Annotated in this window: 18 protein-coding genes and 3 tRNA genes; 13 read left to right on the forward strand and 8 right to left on the reverse strand. The window is 72.0% G+C overall.

Translation table 11 applies throughout. The features are described from left to right. Window positions 1-60 precede the first annotated feature (60 nt). From ACFQVD_RS14900 to ACFQVD_RS14915, 4 genes are all read right to left on the reverse strand, one after another. On the reverse strand, window positions 61-891 hold the full coding sequence (locus ACFQVD_RS14900) for an aminotransferase class IV (protein ID WP_343965171.1): 831 nt from the start codon (window positions 889-891) through the stop codon (window positions 61-63). After that, complete coding sequence (gene iscB, locus ACFQVD_RS14905; RefSeq protein WP_343965173.1) at window positions 891-2,246, reverse strand: RNA-guided endonuclease IscB; 1,356 nt, start codon at window positions 2,244-2,246, stop codon at window positions 891-893. The genes ACFQVD_RS14900 and iscB overlap by 1 nt, the downstream gene beginning before the upstream one ends. A 330-nt stretch (window positions 2,247-2,576) precedes the next feature. Then, a complete protein-coding gene (locus ACFQVD_RS14910; RefSeq protein WP_343965175.1) occupies window positions 2,577-3,611 on the reverse strand; it encodes a chorismate-binding protein in 1,035 nt (344 codons plus the stop codon). Between the two features lie 4 nt (window positions 3,612-3,615). Continuing rightward, entirely contained in the window at window positions 3,616-4,518 is a 903-nt protein-coding gene (locus tag ACFQVD_RS14915; protein ID WP_343965178.1) for a LysR family transcriptional regulator, read from the reverse strand. Between the two features lie 59 nt (window positions 4,519-4,577). Between ACFQVD_RS14915 and ACFQVD_RS14920 the strand changes: the two genes are divergently transcribed. Then, window positions 4,578-5,834, forward strand: coding sequence for an NAD(P)-binding domain-containing protein (locus tag ACFQVD_RS14920; RefSeq protein ID WP_343965180.1), 1,257 nt, complete (start codon window positions 4,578-4,580; stop codon window positions 5,832-5,834). Here ACFQVD_RS14920 and hutH read toward each other — a convergent pair. Next, window positions 5,831-7,378: a histidine ammonia-lyase gene (gene hutH / locus ACFQVD_RS14925; RefSeq protein ID WP_343965182.1), complete on the reverse strand. Its 1,548-nt coding sequence runs from the start codon at window positions 7,376-7,378 to the stop codon at window positions 5,831-5,833. The genes ACFQVD_RS14920 and hutH overlap by 4 nt on opposite strands. Window positions 7,379-7,528: 150 nt before the next feature. On the opposite strand from hutH, the gene ACFQVD_RS14930 reads away from it, so the two are divergent. The 3 genes from ACFQVD_RS14930 (at window position 7,529) to ACFQVD_RS14940 (ending at window position 7,785) form a co-directional block, all read left to right on the forward strand. Continuing rightward, a tRNA-Gly gene (locus ACFQVD_RS14930) sits at window positions 7,529-7,600 on the forward strand. Between the two features lie 25 nt (window positions 7,601-7,625). After that, window positions 7,626-7,696, forward strand: a tRNA-Cys gene (locus tag ACFQVD_RS14935). Between the two features lie 14 nt (window positions 7,697-7,710). Beyond that, window positions 7,711-7,785: transfer RNA gene (locus ACFQVD_RS14940), tRNA-Val, on the forward strand. Between the two features lie 319 nt (window positions 7,786-8,104). On the opposite strand, the gene ACFQVD_RS14945 is transcribed toward ACFQVD_RS14940, so the two are convergent. Together ACFQVD_RS14945 and ACFQVD_RS14950 are read right to left on the reverse strand one after the other, a co-directional pair. After that, a complete protein-coding gene (locus ACFQVD_RS14945) occupies window positions 8,105-8,317 on the reverse strand; it encodes a hypothetical protein (protein ID WP_343965184.1) in 213 nt (70 codons plus the stop codon). A 312-nt stretch (window positions 8,318-8,629) separates the two neighbouring features. After that, window positions 8,630-10,168: an MFS transporter gene (locus tag ACFQVD_RS14950; RefSeq protein WP_343965186.1), complete on the reverse strand. Its 1,539-nt coding sequence runs from the start codon at window positions 10,166-10,168 to the stop codon at window positions 8,630-8,632. A gap of 475 nt (window positions 10,169-10,643) precedes the next feature. Between ACFQVD_RS14950 and ACFQVD_RS14955 the strand changes: the two genes are divergently transcribed. Continuing rightward, window positions 10,644-11,351, forward strand: coding sequence for a TetR/AcrR family transcriptional regulator (locus ACFQVD_RS14955; protein ID WP_343965188.1), 708 nt, complete (start codon window positions 10,644-10,646; stop codon window positions 11,349-11,351). A 286-nt stretch (window positions 11,352-11,637) separates the two neighbouring features. After that, window positions 11,638-12,738 carry a mannose-6-phosphate isomerase, class I gene (gene manA / locus ACFQVD_RS14960; RefSeq protein ID WP_343965190.1) on the forward strand — a complete coding sequence of 367 codons (1,101 nt, stop codon included), beginning with the start codon at window positions 11,638-11,640 and terminating at the stop codon, window positions 12,736-12,738. Between the two features lie 167 nt (window positions 12,739-12,905). On the opposite strand, the gene ACFQVD_RS14965 is transcribed toward manA, so the two are convergent. Continuing rightward, window positions 12,906-14,120, reverse strand: coding sequence for a PucR family transcriptional regulator (locus ACFQVD_RS14965; protein ID WP_386274323.1), 1,215 nt, complete (start codon window positions 14,118-14,120; stop codon window positions 12,906-12,908). A 109-nt stretch (window positions 14,121-14,229) separates the two neighbouring features. Here ACFQVD_RS14965 and ACFQVD_RS14970 point away from each other — a divergent pair, with 109 nt between their 5' ends. The 7 genes from ACFQVD_RS14970 to ACFQVD_RS15000 are packed head-to-tail and all read left to right on the forward strand — an operon-like array spanning window position 14,230 to window position 22,194. Next, a complete protein-coding gene (locus tag ACFQVD_RS14970; protein WP_343965192.1) occupies window positions 14,230-15,561 on the forward strand; it encodes a purine-cytosine permease family protein in 1,332 nt (443 codons plus the stop codon). Further along, the gene (locus ACFQVD_RS14975; RefSeq protein WP_364158667.1) at window positions 15,558-16,577 is read left to right on the forward strand and encodes an LLM class flavin-dependent oxidoreductase; all 1,020 of its coding nucleotides are present in this window, start codon (window positions 15,558-15,560) and stop codon (window positions 16,575-16,577) included. Before ACFQVD_RS14970 ends, ACFQVD_RS14975 begins: the two co-directional genes overlap by 4 nt. Next, window positions 16,574-17,773, forward strand: a complete 1,200-nt coding sequence (locus ACFQVD_RS14980) for a M24 family metallopeptidase (protein ID WP_364158664.1) — start codon at window positions 16,574-16,576, stop codon at window positions 17,771-17,773. Before ACFQVD_RS14975 ends, ACFQVD_RS14980 begins: the two co-directional genes overlap by 4 nt. Further along, window positions 17,770-19,068: a threonine synthase gene (locus tag ACFQVD_RS14985; protein ID WP_386271325.1), complete on the forward strand. Its 1,299-nt coding sequence runs from the start codon at window positions 17,770-17,772 to the stop codon at window positions 19,066-19,068. The genes ACFQVD_RS14980 and ACFQVD_RS14985 overlap by 4 nt, the downstream gene beginning before the upstream one ends. Next, on the forward strand, window positions 19,065-20,036 hold the full coding sequence (locus ACFQVD_RS14990; RefSeq protein WP_343982682.1) for an LLM class flavin-dependent oxidoreductase: 972 nt from the start codon (window positions 19,065-19,067) through the stop codon (window positions 20,034-20,036). Before ACFQVD_RS14985 ends, ACFQVD_RS14990 begins: the two co-directional genes overlap by 4 nt. A gap of 53 nt (window positions 20,037-20,089) precedes the next feature. Next, complete coding sequence (locus tag ACFQVD_RS14995) at window positions 20,090-20,713, forward strand: TetR/AcrR family transcriptional regulator (protein WP_343982679.1); 624 nt, start codon at window positions 20,090-20,092, stop codon at window positions 20,711-20,713. Next, window positions 20,710-22,194 carry an FAD-dependent monooxygenase gene (locus ACFQVD_RS15000; protein ID WP_343982676.1) on the forward strand — a complete coding sequence of 495 codons (1,485 nt, stop codon included), beginning with the start codon at window positions 20,710-20,712 and terminating at the stop codon, window positions 22,192-22,194. The genes ACFQVD_RS14995 and ACFQVD_RS15000 overlap by 4 nt, the downstream gene beginning before the upstream one ends. Window positions 22,195-22,752 lie beyond the last annotated feature (558 nt).

Here is a 22,752-nt window from a genome sequence, read left to right on the forward strand (position 1 = left end):
CGCCGGGCGACCGGTCTTCCGGCGAGGGTGCGCCCTCGCCGGAATCGGAAACCCCGGGCCTCAGGGGTTGAGGTCGGCGGCGGAGCGCTCGGCGAAGACCTGCATGGCCTTGGCGGTGATCGGGCCGGGCGCGGCGGGCAGCACGGTCCGGTCGACCGCGCGGATCGGCTGGATGTCACGGGTGGTGGAGGTCAGGAACGCCTCGTCCGCCTCGTACAGGGCCGAGAGCGGGACGTCCTCCTCGGTTCCCCCGCACCACTCCAGCGCGAGCGCGCGGGTGACCCCGGCCAGGCAGCCCGAGGCGAGCGTGGGGGTGACCAGCCGGCCGTCACGCACGATGAAGACGTTGCTGCCGGTGCCCTCGCAGAGGTCTCCCGCGGTGTTCTCGAAGATCGCCTCACCGCCGCCGGCGGCCTTGGCGTAGAACAGCGCCCTGGCGTTGTCACCGTAGGAGGTGCTCTTCACCCCGGCGAGCGCACCTCGCTCGTTGCGCGGCCAGGGCACGACCGTGACGTCGGCGGTGGCCGGGAACGGCTTCTGCTCGTCGACGATCACCACGGTCGTGCAACCCTGGTCGCCCCGGTCCGAGCCGAGCGGCCCCGGGCCGCTGGTGTAGGTGACCCGGACGCGGCCGAGCCGCCACGGCGGGGCTTCGGCCAGGCAGGCACGGATCCCGGCGGCGATAGCGTCGGTGTCGGGATCGGGCAGTTCCATACGCCGCGCCGAGAGCGTGAGCCGGTCAAGGTGGCGGGTGAGCGCGAACGTGGTGCCGTTCACGCACTTGATGGTCTCGAACACCCCGTCCCCGACCATCAAACCATGATCGAAAACCGAGACGGCGGCCTGATCCGGAGAGACGAGTTCCCCGTTGAGCCATACAGGTGTCTTCATCAGGTACCTCCAGCGTGGATATCCCCGCCTTCAGGCGGGGGAGGAAACGCGGCACCTTGCCGCGTTTCCGGGTGGGTTGTGTAGCCGTAGCCGTCTGCTCGTTGGAGCAGTCGGACGTGGCGGTGGCCGATGCCCTGCACGGTGCCGTGCCGGGTGGTGATGTTGAAACTGCCGGTGCTGCGGACCGCGACCCGTCCGGTGTGGACTCCGGCCTTCTTGCCGGTCGGGACGGTCGCGCGGACCAGGTCGCCGGTGGCGAACCCCTTGACGTGCTTGGTCCGGGGCAGTCGCAGGCGGGGGAAGCCGTAGCGGTCGGTGCGGGTACGGCAGTAGGTGCCGCGCCCGGTCGCCTTGACCACCAGGACCGCCGACGGCCAGGCGGTCACGGTCTCCAGGTGGCCGACGTGCAGCGCGTCCAACGTGTGGGACTTGGCGGCGCCGGTGCGGAAGCGGTTCCACTTCGTGCGGCCGCCGGAGGCGGTGTGAACGGGCAGGCCGGTCGCTTCCAGGGCCCGCCACAGCGCCCAGCGGGTGGCGTTGACGGCGGCGGCGTCGTGCAGCGGCGCTTTGGCCTGCTTGAGGATCTTCGCGAGAAGGGCGGGCTTATCCTTGAGGAATTCCTGCACGGGGGTGGCGTTCTTGGTCTGGTTGCAGCCGATGCAGGCCAGGGTGAGGTTGCTGATCCGGTCCGAGCCGCCCCGGCTGCGGGGGTGGATGTGGTCGAGGTTGAGCGGTACGCCGCTCGCGCCGCAGTAGGCGCAGGTGCGCCCCCATTTGGCCAGCAGGTATTCGCGGACCTCGTACCCGGCGAGGGTGCCCTGCTGGTATTCGGCTCCTTCGAGCGGTCGCCCGGCCGATAGGGCGTGGGTGTCGAAGGAGACCTTCTCCACGTGGATGGCGCTGACGGGCGCCCACCGGGTCAGCCGCGCCACCTGCGACAGGGTGGTCTCGACGCGGTGTTGCAGCGACGGCGCGAGCCACCCTGTCGGTTTGGTGCGGTTGAGGAACCGGGGGGCGCGGTGGCGCAGGTTCCGCCCCCGGCGGCCCCGGCGCAGTGCGGCCCGCGCGGCGAGCCTGTCGAGGATCGCTCCGCCTCGGTGGTCGAGTTGGATCGCGTACCGTCCGGCCCGGCTCCCGTCGCGGTCGGTGAACACGGCCAGGCCGGTGTGCTTGGAGCCGGGGTCGATACCGACCTGCACGCCTGCCACGGTGGAATCGGCCACCGACCGGTCCTTGAGACGGATGACGAACGGGGTGTGACGCACCACCACCGCCCGCCCGGCCGCCAGCAGGCGACGGGCACGGGCGGGATGGCAGGGATCGAGCGGGTCGCCATGCCTGTCCAAGACGAACACGACGGGGTGAACCTCACGGTTCGCTCCCTCGGACGCCGAAGCGTCCTCGGGGTGACGCCGAGCAGACCGGGTGCCGGTCGGTTCGATCTCCCCTCGCCCAGGTTGAACACCAGGTACCGCCTGGCGGCGGTGTCCGTGAGCCGTTTCGTGCCCACCCTCGGGCGTGTCTGCTCCCACGGATTCGAGAGCCTGGGGCTGAGGAAGCACCCCAAGGTCGGTCTGCGATCTCGTGTTCAACGTGGCCATCAAAACGCACCTCCTTGAGCTGACGGCCAGGGCTGGTCAACGCGGGGCTTGTCAAGCGCATCGCTGCACCTCAAGCCCCCTCCTTCAGGAGGGGGTCGTTGACGCGACTCCTTCTGAACCTGATGTCGATGCCAGTGCGACGAGCCGGGATGCCTTCAGCTCGGTCTCGTCCCATTCGCGGCGCGGGTCGCTCCCCCAGGTTATGCCCGCGCCCGTGCCGAAACGGATCTCACCGGACGACAGCCAGAACGTGCGGATCCCCACGGCCAGCGACGCCCGTCGCCGGTCGGCGTCGACCCAGCCCACGGTCCCACAGTACGGCCCGCGCGGCTCGGGTTCGAGCTCATCGATGATACGCAGGGCCGAGGATTTCGGGGCCCCGGTCACCGACCCCGGCGGGAAGGTCGCGCCGAACAGCTCGGGCCACCCGCATCCCGGCGCGAGCCGCGCCCTGACCGTGGAGACCAGGTGCACGAGACCGGGATGCTCCTCCACCTCGCACAGGGCGGGCACGCTCACCGAACCGACCTCGGCGACCCTGCCCAGGTCGTTGCGGACGAGATCGACGATCATCACGTTCTCCGCGTAGTCCTTCTCCTGCAGGTCCTCCTCGGTGACTCCGGTCCCCTTGATCGGCCTGGACTCGACCACGTCGCCGTCCCTGGACAGGTAGAGCTCGGGAGAGGCCGACACGACGCTCAGTCCCGGCAGGCTCACCGTCGCGGCGTAGGGGGCGGGGTTGCCCTCCGCCAGCCGTACGGCCAGGGCCAGCGGGTCCGCCTCCCCTCCCGCGGGCAGCGGCGCGTTCAGCACCCGGCACAGGTTGGCCTGGTAGACCTCGCCACGCTCGATGTACGAGCGGATGCGCCGCACGCCGTCCTCGTACCCGGCCCGGTCCAGGGAGCTGCGCCACGACGACGGGTGCGGCCCGCGCCAGGGGCCGCGCGGCACGGGCAGCGGGGCCTGACGGACGTCGTCGAACCTGGCGCACGTCACCTTGCCCTCGTAGTCGACCACGACGGCCCACCACCCCTCGCCGTCCAGAGCGGTCAGGTCGGTGGTGACATCTCGGAGCCCCGTGGCCAGATATCCAGTGACATGCGCAAAAGAGTCATGCACTTCCCTATTGTCTCGCTTGTCCGATCAACAGACGCACCAGGGTGCGGGCAGCGGGCAGCGGGACGGGCGGCAGGGCCGCGTAAACGGCCCTGCGGGGGGCGAGCTCGCCGAGGGAGCGGAGCACCAGATCGGGTGGTACGGCGTGCGCGGCGATGGCGGGCACCAGCGTGATGCCGAGCCCGGCCGCGACGAACCCGAACTTACCCGTCCACTCGCTGATCCTGACCGAGGCGCGGGGAGTGAACCCGGCCCTGGCACAGGCCGCGGCGAGAGCGGTGGCCTGGCCCGGCGGAGAGGCCTCGATCCAGGTCTCCTCCCGCAGCTCGCGCAGGTCGACGACCTCCTCCCCGGCCAGCCGGTGGTCACGACGGAGCGCGACGAACAGCTCGTCGTCGGCCAGCTGGACCATCTCCACCTCCTCCTGGCGGGGCGGTTCGGCGGGATGGTCACTGACCACCGCGACATCCAGGCCGCCTTCTCGCATGCGGCGCAGCAGGCTGCGGCTGGGCCCCTCGATCGGGACGAGTTCGACCTCGGGGAACTCCTCGCGGAACTCGCGCAGGGCACCCGGCACGAGCGCGACGTTGGCGGTGGCGAACGCGCCCACCCGCAGCCGCCCCCGGTAGCCGCCGTGAATGCCGGCCAGTTCCTCCTCCGCCCTGGTCAGCTGGTTCAGCACCACCTGGGCGTGGTGATGCAGCGCCTCGCCGGCGGGCGTCAGCCGCACCCCGCGCGGCAGCCGCTCGAACAGCGGTCCGCCCGCGCGGTGTTCGAGCGCGGCGATGCGCCGGGAGACCGCGGACTGGGTGTAGCTGAGCCTGGCGGCGGCCGCGGTGAAAGACCCGGTGCGGGCCACGGTGTCCAGCAGGCGGAGCCCTTCGATGTCGAACACATTCCCCCTTCGCATGGCTTACATGCAATCTAGTCGCTGGTGGAATGCCTTATCGGCCCCCTAGCGTGAGGCGCGTGATTTCTTTTCTTGGTCTGGGGCGTATGGGCGCCCTGATGGCCCGGCGGCTCGTGGCGGCCGGGCACGAGGTGACGGTGTGGAACCGCACCCCCCGCGTGGTCGAGGGGGCCGCCGCGGCGACCTCACCGGCGACGGCGGTGGCGGGCGCGGAACTAGTGATCACGATGCTCAGCGACCCGGCGGTGGTGCGGCGGGTGCTCTCGGACGCGGCGCCGGGGCTGCGGGCCGGGACCGTGGTCGTGGAGATGTCCACGATCGGCCCCGAGGCGGTGGCCGGGCTCCGCGACCTGCTTCCCCCCGGGGTGGGACTGGTCGACGCGCCGGTCCTGGGCAGCGTGGAGCCCGCCGGGGACGGCACGCTGACGGTGCTGGCCGGCGGGCTCGCCCAGGATCTGGCCCGCTGCCGGAAGGCGCTGGAGGTGTTCGGCCGGGTGCGCAAGGTGGGCGGCCCGGGCGCGGGCGCGGCGATGAAGCTGGCCGTGATGAGCGCGCTGGTGCCCGCCCAGGTGCTGCTCGCCGAGACCGTCGCCCACGCGGAGGCGACCGGAGTGGACACCGGGACGCTGCTGGACGTGCTCGGCGGCACACCGCTGGGAGCGCTCGTCGAACGGGTCCGCCCGGCCGTCGAGAACGGCCCGGACGAGACGCGCTACGCCCTCGGCCTGGCCGCCAAGGACATGGCGCTGGCCGCGCACGGGCCCCGGACCCTCGCCGCCGCGGCCGGGAGGCGGCTGGCCGGCGCGACGGCGGCCGGGCTGGGCGACGCGGACCTGACGGCGATCTTCGCGTACCTCACCGCGACCGGTCCCGCGGGGGCGGCCCGGGACACGGAGCGGAGCGATCGGCGGGGCCGTACCGGCGTGGAGAGGATAAACCCGGCCACGGTCCCCGCCACCAACGGGCGTTACTCGCACGCCACCAGGGCGGGGGATCTGCTGTTCGTCTCCGGGCAGGTGGCCCTGGACGGGGAGGGGAAGGTGGTCGGCGAGGAGGACATGACCCGCCAGTCCGAGTACGTGATGGACCAGCTGTCCCGCGTCCTCGCCGACCAGGGCTGCACGTTCGACGACGTGACCCACATCCGGACCTACCTGACAGACATGTCACTGCTGCCGGAGTACGCGGCCGTGCGCGGGCGCCTCATCACCGGCGAGCCCCCGGCCAGCACGACGGTGGAGGTGTCACGGCTGTTCTCGCCCGGGCTGCTCATCGAGGTGGACGTGATCGCCGCCGTCCCGGCGGGACGGTACTAGGCCAGGGGGCCGGTGACCGTCTCGGCGGCGGCGACGACCGCGTTGCCCGCGACGAGCCCCACCACCGCCTCGATCTCCGGTGCGAGGAAGCGGTCGGGTCCCGGGCCGGGGACGGCCTGGCGCAGGGCGGCCACCACGGCTCCGGTCGCCGGGGCGGGCCGCAGCGGGGCGCGCAGGTCCAGGGCCCGCGCGGCGGTGAGGATCTCCACCGCGAGCACCCGGGTGAGGCCGTCCACCGAGCGGCGCAGCTTGCGCGCGGCCGACCAGCCCATGGAGACGTGGTCCTCCTGCATGGCGGAGCTCGGGATCGAGTCGACGCTCGCGGGCACGGCCAGGCGCTTGAGCTCGGAGACCACCGCCGCCTGGGTGTACTGGGCGATCATGTGACCGGAGTCGACGCCGGGATCGTCGGCGAGGAAGGCCGGTAGGCCGTGGCTGCGTGCCACGTCCAGCATGCGGTCGGTGCGGCGTTCGGAGATGCTCGCCATGTCCGCGACCGCGATGGCCAGGAAGTCGAGCACGTAGCCGACGGGGGCGCCGTGGAAGTTGCCGTTGGACTCCACCCGGCCGTCGGCCAGAACCACCGGGTTGTCGATCGCCGAGGCGAGCTCCCGTCCGGCGACCGAGGCGGCGTGCGCCAGGGTGTCCCGGGCGGCACCGGCGACCTGCGGGGCGCACCGCAGGGAGTAGGCGTCCTGGACCCGGGTGCAGGTGCCGTCCCGGTGGGAGTCCATGATCTGCGAGCCCGCGAGCAGCGCCCTGAGGTTGGCGGCGCTGGCCGCCTGCCCGGGGTGCGGGCGCAGGGCCTGCAGGTCGGCGGCGAAGACCCGGTCGGTGCCCAGCAGCGCCTCCACGCTCATGGCCGCGCCGATGTCGGCGGTCCTGAACAGGCGGGCGAGGTCGTCCATGGCCAGGATGAGCATGCCGAGCATGCCGTCGGTGCCGTTGACGAGCGCGAGCCCCTCCTTGGCCACCAGTTCGACGGGCTCGATGCCCGCCTGCTTGAGCGCCTCCGCGGCGTCGGCCCGCTCTCCGGCGGCGTCCCGGACGACACCCTCACCCATGATCGTGAGGGCCACGTGGGAGAGCGGCGCGAGGTCGCCCGAGCAGCCGAGGCTGCCGTACTCGTGCACGACGGGGGTGATCCGCGCGTTGAGCAGGCTCTCCAGCACCTTGGCCGTCTTCGGGCGGACGCCGGTGTGGCCGGTGGCCAGGGTGTGCAGGCGCAGCAGCATCATCGCGCGGGTCACCTCGACCTCGACCTCGGGGCCGGACCCGGCGGCGTGCGAGCGGATCAGGGATCGCTGCAGCTGCGCGCGGAGCGCCGGGTCGATGTGCCGGGTGGCCAGGGCGCCGAACCCGGTCGAGACGCCGTAGGCGGGGGTGGGGCTCTCGGCCAGTTCGTCCACGCGCGTGCGGGCCGCGGCCATGGCGGCCACGGCGTCGTCGGTGAGGCGCACGGGGGCACCGTACCTGGCGACCTCGACGACCTGCTCGAAGCTCAGCGGCTCCGGCCCGACGTTCACGACCTCGTTGTCGCGCATGCTGTCACTCTCTCGCGTAGGTTGAACTTGGTAACTGGTGAACCTCTTACTGGCTCCTTACATCTCACGATACCGGTAGCGCTCGGTTTGGGGAGTGGCCGGGTATTCGCTAGAGTTCTCGCAGTGAGTCCGGGCAGGCCCCGGAGGCACGCGGAAGTGGCTCAGTGGTAGAGCATCACCTTGCCAAGGTGAGGGTCGCGGGTTCGAATCCCGTCTTCCGCTCGGAAGGGACTTCGATCCCCCACTCGGTGGAGTGGCCGAGAGGCGAGGCAACGGCCTGCAAAGCCGTGTACACGGGTTCAAATCCCGTCTCCACCTCTGGTTCACAGCGAGGACGATTAGCTCAGCGGGAGAGCGCTTCCCTGACACGGAAGAGGTCACAGGTTCAATCCCTGTATCGTCCACCAGATCTATACAGGTCATGAAGGGCTTCGGAGCTTCTCCGAAGCCCTTTTTCGATCTCAGTCAGAAGGTCACCGGGAGCCGCCTCAGGTGGACTTCACCCATGTGACGAGCCGGGCCGGCGTGGTCTACGTCGCGTTCGCGGTGGACGTGCACTCCCGGGCGATCGCCGGCCGGCGGCGACCACCGAACAGGCCAAGCCCGCGAGGGACGGCGCGAAGCCGGGGGCGGGGCGTTCGCTCCGGCCGCCGGAGGGCACGGAGCGGGTGCCTTCACGACCTGAGGGCCGCCCCCCACCGGCGAGACGGCCCTCGGTCCTGCGGCCTAGAAGCCGGGTGCCCAGAGGGCCCAGACCGTGCCCGACTGGTAGCAGCTGTACCAGGGCCAGACGGCACCAAGGCCGCGTTGCCCTGCGGCCTCGCAGGCGACACTGCTGGGATAGACGCCGACGACGCCGGCGTGGGCGGGGGAGGCAGTGAGGGTGACCGCGGTCAGGCCGAGAGCGATGATCCCCATCCGAAGAGCACGTCTTTTCACGAGGCTCCTTCCACCTGCGAATGAAAAGTAAAGTTTCCTAAGAGATAAGCCGATGTTCGCAGGTCTGGCAAGAGTGTCAGCGCCACGCGATCAGCCTGTCCGGATTGACCATCAGCCGGGCCTGCGTGATGAGTCCGCCCCGGAGCCAGACGGCAGCAAGACGAACGCACCGCCGAACGGCTGACGCGCCACTCCGCGGCCGATCGCGGACGTCAGGCCGACGCCGCCCGCAAGGAGCCCAGCCCATGACCGCCCGCAGAACCGGCTGGACAGCCCAAGATTCACGATGCTGTCTCGCACGTGCGAGAGGGGTCACTCGGCGCCGCCGTCCGCCGTCGAGGTGTCCACCCGCACCGGCCGGAGCAGGAGCACGGTCAGCAACGCCGTCAGTGCCATGCAGGCTGCCCCGAGGAGGGCGGCCAGGTGCATGCCGTCGGTGAAGGCCGAGCGGGCGACGTCGAGCAGGGCCGCTCCCGCCGCTCCCGGTGTCCGCGAGGCCACCTCGACGGCGCCGCCCAGGGTCTCGCGCGCCACCTCGGCGTACTCGGGGGGCAGTACGGGATCCGCCGCGGTGAGTCTCTCGCCGTAGACGGCCAGCCCGATGCTGCCCAGGATCGCGACGCCGAGCGCGCCGCCCAGCTCTGTGGCGGCCTCCATGATCGCGGACGCCGAGCCCGCGCGCTCCGGCGGGGCGACAGCGACGATCATGTCGGAGGCCGTCGCCTGCACCGCTCCGATCCCCGTCCCCAGCAGGAGCAGGCCGCCGATGAGGGGCCACCGCCCGGAGTCCACCTCGATCCCGCTCATCACCAGGAAGCCTCCGGCGACGAGCGTCATGCCGCCGCCCATGATGTGTCCCGGGCGTACCCGCTGCGCGATCACGGCGGCCAGCATCGAGCCGGCGAGGGCGGTTCCGGCCGCGGGCAGGGTCAGCAGCCCCGCGACGAACGGCCGTAACCCGAGCACCATCTGCAGGTACTGCGCGACGAAGTAGAACAGCCCCACCAGGGCGAAGACCGCGAGCGTGCTCGTGATCAGGGACACGGTGAAGCCCCGGTCGGCGAACAGTCTCAGGTCGAGCATCGGGGTGGGCAGCGTCCGCTGCCTGTACAGAAAGGCGACGCAGAACACCGACCCGGCGACGACGCCGAGCAGCGCCTGGAGGCCGAGGCCGTCGACGGCGAACTGCTTGATCCCGTAGACCGTCGGCAGCACGGCCGCCAGTGAGAGCACGGCACTGGGCAGGTCGAACCTCCAGGGGCGCGGATCACGGTACTCGGGGAGCACGATCGGCCCCAGCACCAGCAGCAGGACCATGACCGGCACGTTGATCAGGAACACCGACCCCCACCAGAGGTGCTCCAGCAGCCGGCCGCCCACGATCGGCCCCAGCACGCTGCCCCCGGCGAAGCCGGCGGCCCATACCGCGACGGCCATCCGGCGCTGCCGCGGATCGCGGAACATGTCCCGGATCAGCGCGAGGGTGGGCGGCATCAGGCTCGCCGCCGCGGCACCCTGCAGGGCACGGGCCGCGATGAGCGACTCGGCGTTGGGGGCGTACGCGGCGATGACCGACGTGACGCCGAACGCGGCGGCTCCGATCAGCAGCAGCTTCCGGCGGCCGATCCTGTCCCCCAGGGCACCCATCGTGATCAGCAGACCGGCCAGCAGGAAGGCGTAGACGTCGACGATCCACAGCAGCTGGGAGCCGGTCGGCATGAGGTCCGCGCTCAGGAAGGGCAGCGCGAAGTAGAGCACCGTCACGGTCACCGAGACGAGCAGGACGGGCAGGACGAGCACCGCGAGTCCGAGCCATTCCCTCCGCCCTGCCGTGGCCACCGTTCGCACCATTGCCGAAACCTCCTCGGATACCCTGTACGCCAAATATGCATATACATCGTACGCAAAATTTTTGGACGCACGCAAGAGCTGTCATCCAGACCAAGATGGCACGCACTAACGTGCAGAAATATCCTCAAAACAAGGCAGTCCAGCCAGGTGACGGCGTATCTCACTCGCCATAACGTCACGCCGCCGCCTTTCATTACGTCACAAAAAACACGTGTTAGAATTTCGTCACACCAGTGGGTGTGCCGGAATTGGACGAGGACGCATGTTGACGTGTGCGCAATGTGGAAAGCCGTTGGACGCCGCGCCTCGGGGGCGACGCCCGCGGTACTGCTCCCGTGCCTGTCAGGCACGGGCCTACCGGATCCGCACCGCCGGACGAGCCGCGCGCCGCGCCGAGCCCGCGCCGCGGACCGTTCTCCCCACGCCCCCGCCGAGCACCGGCGATCCGGCGGGACGGCACGAGCCCCCAGCCGGCTTGAGCACCGAGCGGATCGTGCGCACCGCGGTCCGGATCGCCGACGCCGAGGGGCTGGACGCGCTGTCGATGCGGCGCGTCGCGACCGAGTTGGGCACCGGCGCGATGTCGCTGTATCGCTACGTGCCGGGCAAGGACGCACTCGTCGAGTTGATGGTCGAGGCCGTCTTCGGCGAGGACCCGCATCCGGGCTCCGTTCCCGGTGGCTGGCGCACAGGGCTGGAGGCCGCGGCGAGGCGGGAGTGGCGCATGTACTCCAGGCACCCCTGGGTGCTGCGGGTCATCGCCACCCCCCGGCCGCCGATCGGGCCGAACGTGCTGGCCGATGTCGAGTGGGCGATGCGCGCCATGGACGGCCTCGGTCTCGACCCGACGACAACGCACTGGGTGGCCATGACGGTGAGCGCCCAGGTGCAGGGCGCGGCCCTGTTGCTGGTGAACGAAGTGGAGGCCGAGCGTCGCACCGGGGTCACGGCCGGGCAGTGGCGCGTGTCGAGGGCGCCGGCGCTCCTGGAGATCCTGGAGTCCGGGCGGTTCCCGATACTGTCCAGACTCCACACGGAGCGGGGGGACGTGATCGACATCGACGAGTGGTTCGAGTTCGGCCTGCGGCGCCTCCTCGACGGTCTCGCCGTCCTGGTGGAAGGCCGGGAGAAAGGGGCGGCGTACGACGCGGAGCCGGATCCGGCCCGCGGTCCGGCACGGTAAGGACCGTCGCGTGGCGGTGCGGCGCCCCGGCTGGTGAGGTCCCGCGGTCGACGGACTTGTTCACCCGGTCTTGGCCGCGTATTGGCCGCCTGGAGCCACCGAAGACGCGTAGCATCGGCGTTCTGCGGCTTTCATTCGTTTCCTGCTCGGACTCATGGACTCGGAGGATCATGAACGGCCCCTTCATCCCCGCCGCCCGCGCGGCGGCCGACCGGACCGGGCCGGGCGAGATCCCCGCGTCGCGGCGCTCTCCCCTGCCGAAGACGGCGGAGACGGTGGAGGCGTCGTGACGAGCCTGCTGCGCAATCCCGTGAAGAACTACGACTGGGGCTCGCGCACGGCCATCGCCACGCTGGCCGGGCGCCCCTCCCCCGCGGAGCGGCCCGAGGCGGAGATGTGGTTCGGCACCCACCCGTCCGGCTCCTCGTCGGTGCTGCGACGGGGGACGTGGCACTCCCTCGCCGAGACGGTGGCCGCCGATCCGATGGCCGAGCTTGGAGAGAGGACCGTTGAGCGGTTCGGCTCGCGGTTGCCGTACCTGCTGAAGCTGATCGCCGTGGACCTGCCGCTGTCGCTGCAGGTTCATCCGTCGCGGCAGCAGGCGGCGGAGGGCTACGCCAGGGGCGTCTACGTCGACCCGTTCCCCAAGCCCGAGCTGATCTGCGCGCTGACCCCGTTCACCGCGCTGGCCGGATTCCGCCCGCCCGCGGAGGCCGCGGCGCTCATCGGCGGGCTTGGCGTCCCGGAACTGGAGCCCGTCGTGGCGCCGCTGGCCGCCGGGGACGCCTCCGCCGCGCTCCGCGCGCTGGTGGAGTGGCCGAAGGAGGGCAGGGCGGACCTGGTGGCCGCGATCGCGCGGGCCGCGTCGGCCGCGGGCGGCCCCGACCGCGAACTTGTGGTACGCCTGACCGGTATCCATCCGGAAGACCCGGCCTGTCTCGCCCCGCTCTTCCTGCGCCGCCACGAGCTGCGGCCCGGCGAGGCGCTGTTCCTGGGCGCGGGAGTCCTGCACTGCTACCTGGGCGGTTTCGGTGTGGAGATCATGGGCAGCTCCGACAACGTGCTCCGCGCGGGGCTGACGAGCAAGCCGATGGACATCGACGAACTGCTGCGCGTCACCGACCCCTCGATCTCGCCCCTGCCGGTCGAGCCGGTCGGCAACCTCTACCGCACTCCCGCCCCGGAGTTCCGCCTCGGCACGGCCGTTCCGGGCTCCGGGCTCCCCCTGGAGGGCGGAGTGCCGCGCATCCTGGTGTGCACCGAGGGCGAGGTCGAGGTCGGCGGGCAGATGCTGCGGCCGGGCGAGTCCGTCTTCGTCCGCGCCGCCGGACCGGTCCGCCTGCGCGGCTCCGGGACGGTCTTCTGGGCCGAACCGGGCCTCGACTGACGGTGCGGACGCAGGTGAACGCCTCCCGGTGAGGTCCGGCTCATCGTCCGACCGGCCGCGGTGTCCTCAACGGGATCCGCCGGCCTCGGCCGCCGTGGGCCGGGGCGGGGGAAGCACGGCGCACGCCGTCGTCTCCTTGCCCGGCGCTCCTGGCAGGCCGGGGCCGGTCACTCCGGACCGCGGTCGTCGAGGCGCGCGTCCTGCCTGCCCTGACCGAGTTCGTCGGCCCGCAGCGCGAGGAGGACGTCGGGGCGCAGCAGCCGGGAGGGGGCGTCCAGGTCCAGTAGCCGGAGGATGCGGCGCAGCCGGTAGCTGACGGTGTTCTCATGGATCGACAGGTGCTGCGCGGTCAGCCGTACCGACAGGCCGCAGGCGAGGTAGGTCCGCAGGGTCTCGATGAGCACCGGACTGGGTCTCAACGGGGTCAGCACCGTGTCCACCAGGCGGCCGGCGTCGAGGGGGTTGCCGATGAGAAGCACCTCGGGAATGACACGCTCGAAGTGGACGACCACACGATCGGCCCCCATTCGCAGCCCGGCCTCCAGGGCGGCCAGCGCCTCCCGGCACGACCCGCCCGCCTCCCCGAGCCTGGGCCGCGGCTCGCCGAGGCCCAGGACGAGGCCCGGCGGGATGCCCGGCCGGCGGGCGGCGCGGGTCAGCGCCTCGTCGAGGCCGGGCGCGTCGGCGAGCAGCAGCAGCGTGGTGGCTCCCTTGCTCCCGGCGAGGATCCGGCTGCGCAGCCGGGGGCGCAGCGAGTCGAGCACCGCCTTCTGCGCCCTGGCGAGCGCGAGCGGGCTGGTCACCTCGGCCATGCCGATCGCGGCCGCGCGGTGCGGCACCTGGGCGGGCACTCCGACGAGCCGGGCGCGTTCCTCGACGTCGGCGGGATCCAGCGGCTCCCCGCCGGCGAGCCGGGACACCAGGTCGGTGGCGATCTGGTCGAGATGGGCGGCGGCCTCGCTGCGGGTCTGACGGTAGGCGTCGGTCGAGGCGTCGATCATGGAATCGGTCAGCGCGGCCAGCCGCTGCACGAGTCCGGCGAGGTCGTGGCCCTGGGCCGACGGCCCGGCCGCGGCGGCAAGCCGCTCCAGCAACGCCCGCTCGGCGGTGTGCCAGGAGGCCACCAGGCTCTCGATCGGCACGCCCTGGATGGCCCGCCGCTGGCCGAGCGCCGCCGCGGACAGCAGTTCGGCCTCGGTGAGGGCCCGCCGCTCGGCCACCGCCGAGAGCACGGCGGTGAGGTTGGGCGCGACCACCCCGGTGAGGTCCTCGACCTCCATCCGCGCCTGGTCATATCCGGGCAGGCGCTCCCAGACGGTACCGACCAGGGTGGCCGCGATCTCCTCGACCTGTGCGAGGAGGCCGCGGGCCTTTTGTGTCATGTCCACAAAAGCGATCTCTCCATCTTCCGGCAGAGCCACGTAGTTGGGCATACGCCCCTTAATGGACTATGGACTATCCCAGGGCACAGTCCCAGTCAAGGAGGGCGCTATGAGTACAAAAGTGGAGTCGGAGTCGATCGCCACCGACCTCGACGACCACGCGCTGGAACCTGTGCCCGCACACCGGCGCAAGTCCCTGATCCAGATGATCATCGTCCAGATCGGCTGGAACATCAGCGTCAGCAGCTTCCTCGTCGGTGGTGTCGTGGGAGGCGGGACCACCTTCGGCGAGGGAATGGCGGCGATCCTCGTCGGCAACCTGGTCCTGGTGGCCGTGTCCGCGCTGATCGGACTGGTCGGCTACCGGACCGGTCTGTCCAGCTACCTCGCCGCCAGGGTCGTCTTCGGCCGCCAGGGCGCCGTCGTGGTCTCGCTGCTGCTCGGTGTGATCGCCATGGGGTTCATCGGGGTGCTGATGGACACCTGGAGCGGGGCGGTGCACAAGCTGATCCCGGCGATCCCGCCATGGGCCTTCATTCTGGCGTTCGGCGCCGCCATCACCACGACGGCGATCTTCGGGTTCAAGGGGCTGGCGAAGTTCTCCGCGATCGCGGTGCCCATCGAGGTCGCGATCGCGCTGCTGGCGCTCTTCAAGATCGGCGGTGGGGACGGCGGGTTCGCCGAGGTGGCCGCCCAGCAGCCCGCGGTGCCCATCGGTTTCGCCGTCGCGGTCGGCGCCGTCATCTCGACCTGGATCACCGGCGCCGCGCTCGTCGGGGACGTGACGCGTTTCGCCTCCCGCGGCCGCGACGTGATCATCTCCTGCTTCGCCGGGTTCGTCGTGGGCGCGGGCGTCTTCGAGATCATCGCCACCGTCTCGGCCATGTCCGTGGGCAACAGCAACTTCGTGCTGGTCATGCAGGGACTGGGCCTGCTGGCCCCGGCCGCGGTGATGCTGGTGCTGGCCCTGTGGAACACCGCCGACAACAACCTCTACTCGGCCTCGCTCGCCTTCACCAACGCCTCCAACACCCTGGGGCTGCGGGTCGGCAAACCCGCCTGGACGATCATCTCGATCGTCATCGCGGTCCTGGTCGCCTTCGCCGGCCTGGCCGCCCAGTTCCTCGTCTTCCTGAACGTCATCGCGATCATCGCACCGCCGTTCGCCGGCGTGCTCATCGCGCACTTCTGGATCCTGGCCCGCCACCGCACGGGCGACCAGCTGCTGGAGTCGGCACCGGCCGTGCGGGCCGAGGCCCTGGTGGCCTGGGTCGTGGCGGCGCTGCTGGCGAAGTACACCGACGTCCTGCTGACCGACGCGATCGAGGGGTTGGTCTACGGGTTCGTCTGCTATGCCGTACTGGGCTGGGCGGTGACCGCTCTCAGGCGGAACGCCCCGGTCCCGGTCACGGCCGACGCACGGGAAGGAGATGTTCGATGAGATTCGGTCTGGGGGTGCCCACGGGCACGGAGGGACTGATGTATCCCGTCCCCTACGCCGACGCCGCCGAGGCGGTCGAGCTGGCCGTCCAGGCCGAGCGGCTGGGATTCGACTCGGTCTGGGGCAACGACCACGTGACCACGCAGGGCTACGTGCGCGAGGAGTTCGACACCCCGCCCCGCTACTACGACCCGTTCGCCTATCTGAGCTACGTCGCGGCGCTCACCAGCCGGATCCGGCTGGCCACGGCGATCATGGTGCTGCCGTTCCGCAACCCGGTGGTGGCCGCCAAGCAGGTCGCCACCCTCGACCGGCTGTCCGGAGGCAGGGCCGTGCTGGGCGTGGGCATCGGCGCCTACCGCGAGGAGTTCGAGGCGATGAACCCCGGGCGGCGCATCAACAGGGGTGAGCACGCGGCCGAGGCCATCCAGGCGCTCAACGCGCTGTTCACCGAGCGGCGGGCCTCCTTCAAGGGACGCTGGGTCGAGTTCGAGGACGTGGAGTCCTACCCCAAGCCGGCACAGCCCGCGCTGCCGATCCTGTCCGGCGGCAACGCGCCGGGCTCCCGCACCCGCGCGGCGCTGCACGCCGGCGGATGGCTGCCCGCCTGCCTCACCCCCGGCGAGGTGGCCGCAGGCATCGCCGACATCAGGGCGCAGGCGGCGGCCGCGGGCCGCGAGCTGCCCGGCGGGTTCGAGGTCGCGCTGCAGGTGGCGGTCTGCGTGGCGCCCACCCATGAGGAGGCCTGGCGCAGATTCCGCGCCTCCCAGCTCCACAACCACATGGTCTCGCTGTCCGGCACGACGCTGAAGGACCAGGGCGTCTCCGACCTGGCGAGCCGCAACCTCATCGGCACTCCGGACAGCGTGGCCGAGCAGATCGCCGCCTACCGGCAGGCCGGCGTCGACACCCTCGCCGGGCTGCTGTTCGCGGCCGACACCGTACCGGAGACGCTCGACGCCATGCACGAGTTCAGCGAGACCGTCATCGCCAAGCAGGCGGGAGGGCAGCCATGAGCACCGTCATGAGCGCCGTTCCCCCCGCCCCGGACGTCGACCTGCGCCGGCTGGCGTCGGAGCGGGTCGCCCGGCTGCGTGGTGCCCTGGCCGAGGCTCCGTTCGACGCCGTCGTCCTCACCACTCCGGAGAGCGTCCTGTACGCCACCGGCTACCGCAGCGTGGCCGGGGCGCTGTTCCGCGCCCACCGGATGGCGGCCGTGGTGACCGGCGACGACTGCTGGCTGGTATGCCCGGCCGCCGACACCGCCCCCGCGGTGGACGGCGGCGTGCCGGAGGACCGGGTGGTGCCGTTCGGCCGGTTCTACTTCGAGTCGTCCGGTCCCACGCCCCTCACCGGTGCCGCCGACCGGCACCCCGACCTGTACGCGGCGCTCGCCACCGCGACCCGCGCCGCCGGGGCGGGGCTCCGTTACGGCGTCGAGGGGCTCGACGGCGACCCGGCCCTGCGCGAGGCCGCGGGCGATCCCGCCGCCGCCGACGCCACCGGCTGGGCGAGCCTGGTCCGCGGAGTGAAGCTCCCCGGCGAGGTGGCGCTGCTGCGCCACGCCGCCCGGCTCGCCGAGGCCGGAGTCCACGCCGCTCTGGAGATCGCCGTGGCGGGAGTGACCGAGCACGAGCTCGCCCGGGCGGTGGCCGCCACGATGGTCGCCGGGGGCGCCGAGCCCCGCTTCGTGGTGGCGACCACCGGCCCGCGCTCCGCCCTGGCCGACGCCCACCCGACCGACCGGCGCTGGCGCCCCGGCGAGCTGGCCCGCTTCGACATCGGCTGCCTGTACGCCGGCTACTGGTCCGACATCGGGCGCACCGCGGTGCTCGGCGCGCCCGACGCGCGCCAGGCCGGTCACTACGCGGCGATCCTCGCCGGCCTGGACGAGCAGGTCGCCCTGACCCGCCCCGGCGTGACCGCCTCGGAGGTCTTCGACGTCGCGATGCGGACGGTGCGGCGGGAGGGGGTCACGCCCTACCGCCGCCAGCACTGCGGGCACGGCATCGGCCTCGCCGTCTACGAACCGCCCATCGTCTCCCCCGGCGTGGAGACGGCACTGGAACCGGGCATGACATTCTGCTTCGAGACGCCGTACTACAACCTCGGATGGGGCGGGATGATGGTGGAGGACACCCTGGTGGTGACCGGCGACGGAGCGGAGCTGTTCACCCGCTCGCCGAGGGAGCTGACGGTGGTGCCGGCATGACCCCGGCCTCCCGTTACCTCGGTCGGCTTGCCTGCCAGCGGTGCTCGGCGACCTACCCCGACCCCTCACTGGAGCTCGTCGGGCGCGGCTGCCCGGCCTGTGAGAAGGAGGGGGCGCCCGCCAACGTGCTCCCGGTCTACGACCTCGGCGGCCTGCGCGGCCTGCCCTGTGACCCCGCCCAGCCGGGGCTGTTCCGCCACCGCGCGCTGCTGCCGCTGGACGGTGCCACACCCGCGGTGAGCCTGGGCGAGGGCGGCACGCCGCTGGTGCCGCTCCCCCGCACCGCCGAACGCCTCGGGCTCGGCGCGGTCCTCGTCAAGGACGAGACCCGCAACCCGACCTGGTCCTACAAGGACCGGCTGGCCGCCGTGGCGGTCACCAAGGCCGTGGAACTGGGCGCCCCCGCGGTGGTCGTGGCGAGCACCGGCAACCACGGGGCGGCGGTCGCCGCCTACGCGGCGCGCGCGGGGCTGCCCTGCGTGGTGCTGACCGTGGCGGCGGTACCGGCCACGATGAAGACCCTCATGCAGGTGTACGGTGCTCGCGTCGTCGCCCTGGAGAACCCCCCGGATCGGTGGCGCCTGATGCGGCGGCTCGTCGAGGAGCGGGGCTGGCTGGCGATGTCCGGGCACGCCGACCCACCGGTGGGGTCCATCCCCTACGGCATCGACGGCTACAAGACGATCGCCTACGAGATCGTCGCCGACCTCGGCCGGACTCCCGACCACGTGGTCGTGCCCGTCGCCTACGCCGACGGGCTGGCCGGGATCCGGCGCGGCTTCGCCGACCTCGTGGAGGCCGGGCTGGCCGACCGGATGCCGGTCCTCGTCGCGGCCGAGCCGTTCGGCCCGCACGGCACCGCTCTGGCCGCCGGCACGGACACCGCGGGACCGGTGCCGATCACCCCGTCGGTCGCGTTCTCCATCGCCTCGCCGTACGGGACCTTCCAGGGCCTGGCCGCGCTGCGGGCGACCGGCGGCCGGGCGGTGTCCGTCCCTGACGACGCGCGCATCCTCGGCGCGCAGGGCAGGCTCGGCCGGGAGGCCGGCCTGTACCTGGAGGCATCGTCCGTCACCGCGCTGGTCGCGGTGGAGGACCTGGCCGGTTCCGGCGCGCTGCCCGCCGACGCCACGGTGGTCGTGGTCGGCACCTCCACCGGCCTGAAGGACGTCGGGGCCACCGCCGCCGCCCTGCCGCCGGTGCCCGTCGTGGAACCCACGCCCGCCGCGCTCGACCAGGGGCTCGCCGCACTCGACCGGCGGGGCGGCGGCCTCGGCGCGGAGGGCGACCGATGAGACTCGCGTTCTCCATCTCCGGGCACCGCGACGCCGCCTCCGCCGTCGCGGTCGCCAGGCTCGCCGAGGATGCCGGGTTCGACACCGTGTGGATCACCGAGGACTACTGCGAGCGCGGCGCCTTCGCGCTGGCCGGCGCGATCGCCGCGGTCACCGGGCGGATCCGGGTGGGCATCGGGGTGGTCAATCCCTGGACCCGCCACCCGGCGCTGATCGCCATGGAGCTCGCCGCCCTGGAGGAGATCAGCGGCGGGCGCGCGATCCTCGGCCTCGGCGCGAGCAACTCCCGCTGGATGACCGACCAGCTCGGCATCCCCTTCGACCGGCCGATCGGCCGCCTGGCCGAGGCGGTCGACGTCGTCAGGGCGATGATGACCGGCGAGCGCGTCGACCACCGGGGCGAGCACTTCCGCGTGTCGGCCGGGCTGTCCTTCACCCCGCCACGCCGCACCCCGCCGATCGTGCTGGGGGTCAAGGGTCCGCGGGCGCTGGCCCTGGCCGCCGAGCGGGCGGACGGCCTGCTGCTGTCCATCCTCTCCTCCGCGCCCTACGTCTCCTCGGTCCGCGAGCGCGTCGGAGCCGGGGTGGAACTGGCCGCCTACGTCGGTCTGTCGGTGGGCGAGGACGCGCGCGCGGCCCGCGACCGGCTGCGCCCCATGGTGGCGACCTACCTCGGCGTGCACGGCGACCACGAGATCACCAGAACCGCGGGGCTCGACGCGGGGTTGTGCGCCGCGTTCCGCGAGGGGTGGCTTTCCGACGCTCCGCGCACCGACCTCGTCGACGACGCGCTGCTCGACCTGTTCGCCGCCGCCGGGACGGCCGCCGACGCCGCCGCGTCACTCGGCCGCCTGGCCGCCGCCGGCCTGGACGTGGCGGTCGTCCGCGACGACCCCGACACCGATCCGGGACGGCTCATGCACGCGGCCGTCCTCGCCACCGGAGAAGACCGAGTCCGAAAGCTATAATTTGCGGCTTCGGAAAATTTGCGGACTCTGCACGTTTCGATACGATCGATCGTGTGAGCGGGCTGAGGGAACGCAAGAAGCAGGCCACGCGCGAGGCGCTGATGAGTGCGGCGCTGCGGCTGACGCTGGAACGAGGGCTGGAGAACGTACGGATCGAGGACATCTCCGCCGAGGCCGGAGTGTCCCCGCGAACGTTCAGCAACTACTTCTCCAGCAAGTACGAGGTGCTGGCCGCTCGCCACACCGACCGAGCCGCGTACCAAGTCGCGGCGCTGCGTGCGCGCCCCGCCCAGGAACCGTTGTGGCAGGCGATGACCGAGGCGACGGTCCAGGCATGGGAACGGCACACGGGCCCCCAACCCGTTGCTCCAGGGCCGGAGCGGCTTGCGGCCACCCGGCTGCTCGTCGACGAACCCAGCCTGCAGGCCGAGGCGCTGAAGCTGACCTTCGCCTCCCAACGGGAGCTGGCCGTCGCGGTGGCCGAACGCACGGGCAGCGATCCCGACCGTGATCTCTACCCCCACCTGGTCGCCGTCACCGTGACTGCTGCGGTGCAGGCCGTCGTGGGGCACTGGCTGCACGCTGACCCGCCTGTCCCGATCGTTCCGCTGTTCCGAGACGCGTTGCGCCAGCTGGCGGCGGGTCTTCCCGCCCCATCGACACCAGGAGACACATGAGCGCGGACATCGTCATCGTCGGCGGCGGCCCCAATGGCCTGATGCTGGCCTGCGAGCTCGGCCTGGCCGGAATCCGGCCGCCGGTCATCGAACGCCTGCCGCGCCGCAGTGACCAGCCCAAGGCCAATGCCGTCATCGGCCAGGTCGTGAATCTGCTGCACCGACGCGGCCTGGGCAGCGGTCGGCCCGAACCCGCGCCCGCCTTCGCCTTCGGCGCGCTGCCGTTGAATCTGACCGACCTCGAGGACAACCCTCTGACCGGGATGCAGATCAAGCAGCCAGAGCTTGAAGAACAGCTGGAGTGCCGGGCGGTAGAGGTGGGCGCGCGGATCAGGCGCGGACACGAGCTGACCGGCCTGACGCAGGACGCTGAGGGCGTGACGCTACGCCTGACCGGTCCCGACGGCCCGTACGAGCTGCGCGCCCGCTACCTGATCGGTTGCGACGGCGGACACAGTACGGTCAGGAAGCTCGCCGGCATCGGTTTCCCCGGGGTGAGCCAGAGCGATATCGTCAGCCGCGCCGCCCAGGTCAGCGTGCCTGGCGCAACCTTGCGGCCTGAACGAGCCGAGCTGGAGATGCCGGGGATCGGAACGTTCGGGCTGTACGCCTGGCACCGGACCGAGCGCGGCGCGTACGCCATGCTGCCCACCGGACCCGGTGTCCTGACCGTGAGCGTGATGGAGTGGGACGGTGCGGCGCCCGGCGACGAAGTGCCGATGACCATTGCCGAGCTGCGCACCAGCCTCGCCCGGGTGGCCGGTGCGGACCTGCCCTTGGCCGCCCCCGCCGGGGATGGCCCACATCTGCTGCGCCGCTTGAACGGCCGCAACACCCGCGTGGCCGACCGCTACCGCCAGGGCAGGGTGTTCCTGGCCGGTGACGCTGCCCACGTCCACTCGGCCATGGGCGCCCCTGGGCTCAACCTGGGCCTGCAGGACGCTGTGAACCTGGCCTGGAAGTTGGCCGCAGCCGTGCGGGGCTGGGCCCCGCACGGCCTGCTGGACACCTACCAGGCCGAACGTCGGCCGGCCGCCCTGCGCGTCGCGATGCACTCCAAGGCCCAGCTCGCCCTGACCGCCCCCGGGCCAGAGATCACCGCGCTGCGCGAGTTGTTCGGCGAGCTGCTGTCCGAGAAGGTCAACCGCCGCCGCATCGCCACCCTCCTGGCCGGCGCCGACCTGCCCTACCCGATGCCCGCCCCGCCGCACCCGCTCCTCGGCCGATTCCTGACGGACCTGCCCGCCCGGCTCCACGAGCCCGCATCGAAGGCCCGGCCGCTGCTGCTCGACCCCACCGGCAGCCTCCGGGTCCGGCACTCGCGCGTGGACGTGGTGCCCGTGCAGGCACCGCCGGCACTGCTCCTGCGACCCGACGGCTATGTGGCCTGGGCCGGGACCCCGGACGACACCCTGGACGACGCGCTGCGAATCTGGTTCGGCGACTGCCTCGCCGAGCCGGTGTCGGCTTCGCCCAACTGACATCGAGACAGTGGCTGACCTGGATAGACAAGGTCGGGCCGGCGATACTGGTCGGCATCGGCTCACTTTCCAAGCTGTGCCCGAAGGTTCCTAAGGGAGCTCTGACCTGCGTATCCGTTGAAAACTCCGCAGATATTACCGAGACCCCCACCGGCCGCTGACCCGCCTTCTCGGCCGGCTCGCCGGGACCTACCGCTCCCGGCGGGCGCTCACCGTCCATACCGGCCCGCTATGACGGATAACCCGCACGGCGCGCGAAGCGTCCCCACTAGCGAGGCTGGAGGTTATTCGATGGCATCATCCGAGATGGTCGCGGACCAGGACCTCCGTCTGGAGCTGATCCTGGTCGAGGTACTGCACCACGAGGCCGAGCACCTGGTTACCGGCTGAGCGCCCCGGTCCCGGCTCCAACGGGGGGAGCCCGGACCGGGGTCGTCCGGACGGACGATCAGGGCGTTCCACGCCGGGACACACCGGGTATGGGCTGCACGCCGCGCGGGAGTTCCCGCGGCCGCCGATCGATCACGACGCCGAGGCCGGCGGCGAGCTGCTCCACCC

The organism is Streptosporangium amethystogenes subsp. fukuiense (genome assembly GCF_042665875.1).
Classification (GTDB): Bacteria; Actinomycetota; Actinomycetes; order Streptosporangiales; family Streptosporangiaceae; genus Streptosporangium; species Streptosporangium fukuiense.

Bases quoted from the DNA above. Each gene is read 5' to 3' on its own strand.
- ACFQVD_RS14900 (WP_343965171.1), bottom strand. From the start codon at position 891: ATGAAGACACCTGTATGGCTCAACGGGGAACTCGTCTCTCCGGATCAG.
- ACFQVD_RS14915 (WP_343965178.1), bottom strand. From the start codon at position 4,518: ATGCGAAGGGGGAATGTGTTCGACATCGAAGGGCTCCGCCTGCTGGAC.
- hutH (WP_343965182.1), bottom strand. From the start codon at position 7,378: ATGCGCGACAACGAGGTCGTGAACGTCGGGCCGGAGCCGCTGAGCTTC.
- ACFQVD_RS14950 (WP_343965186.1), bottom strand. From the start codon at position 10,168: ATGGTGCGAACGGTGGCCACGGCAGGGCGGAGGGAATGGCTCGGACTC.
- ACFQVD_RS14965 (WP_386274323.1), bottom strand. From the start codon at position 14,120: ATGACACAAAAGGCCCGCGGCCTCCTCGCACAGGTCGAGGAGATCGCG.
- ACFQVD_RS14970 (WP_343965192.1), top strand. From the start codon at position 14,230: ATGAGTACAAAAGTGGAGTCGGAGTCGATCGCCACCGACCTCGACGAC.
- ACFQVD_RS14975 (WP_364158667.1), top strand. From the start codon at position 15,558: ATGAGATTCGGTCTGGGGGTGCCCACGGGCACGGAGGGACTGATGTAT.
- ACFQVD_RS14980 (WP_364158664.1), top strand. From the start codon at position 16,574: ATGAGCACCGTCATGAGCGCCGTTCCCCCCGCCCCGGACGTCGACCTG.
- ACFQVD_RS14985 (WP_386271325.1), top strand. From the start codon at position 17,770: ATGACCCCGGCCTCCCGTTACCTCGGTCGGCTTGCCTGCCAGCGGTGC.
- ACFQVD_RS14990 (WP_343982682.1), top strand. From the start codon at position 19,065: ATGAGACTCGCGTTCTCCATCTCCGGGCACCGCGACGCCGCCTCCGCC.
- ACFQVD_RS15000 (WP_343982676.1), top strand. From the start codon at position 20,710: ATGAGCGCGGACATCGTCATCGTCGGCGGCGGCCCCAATGGCCTGATG.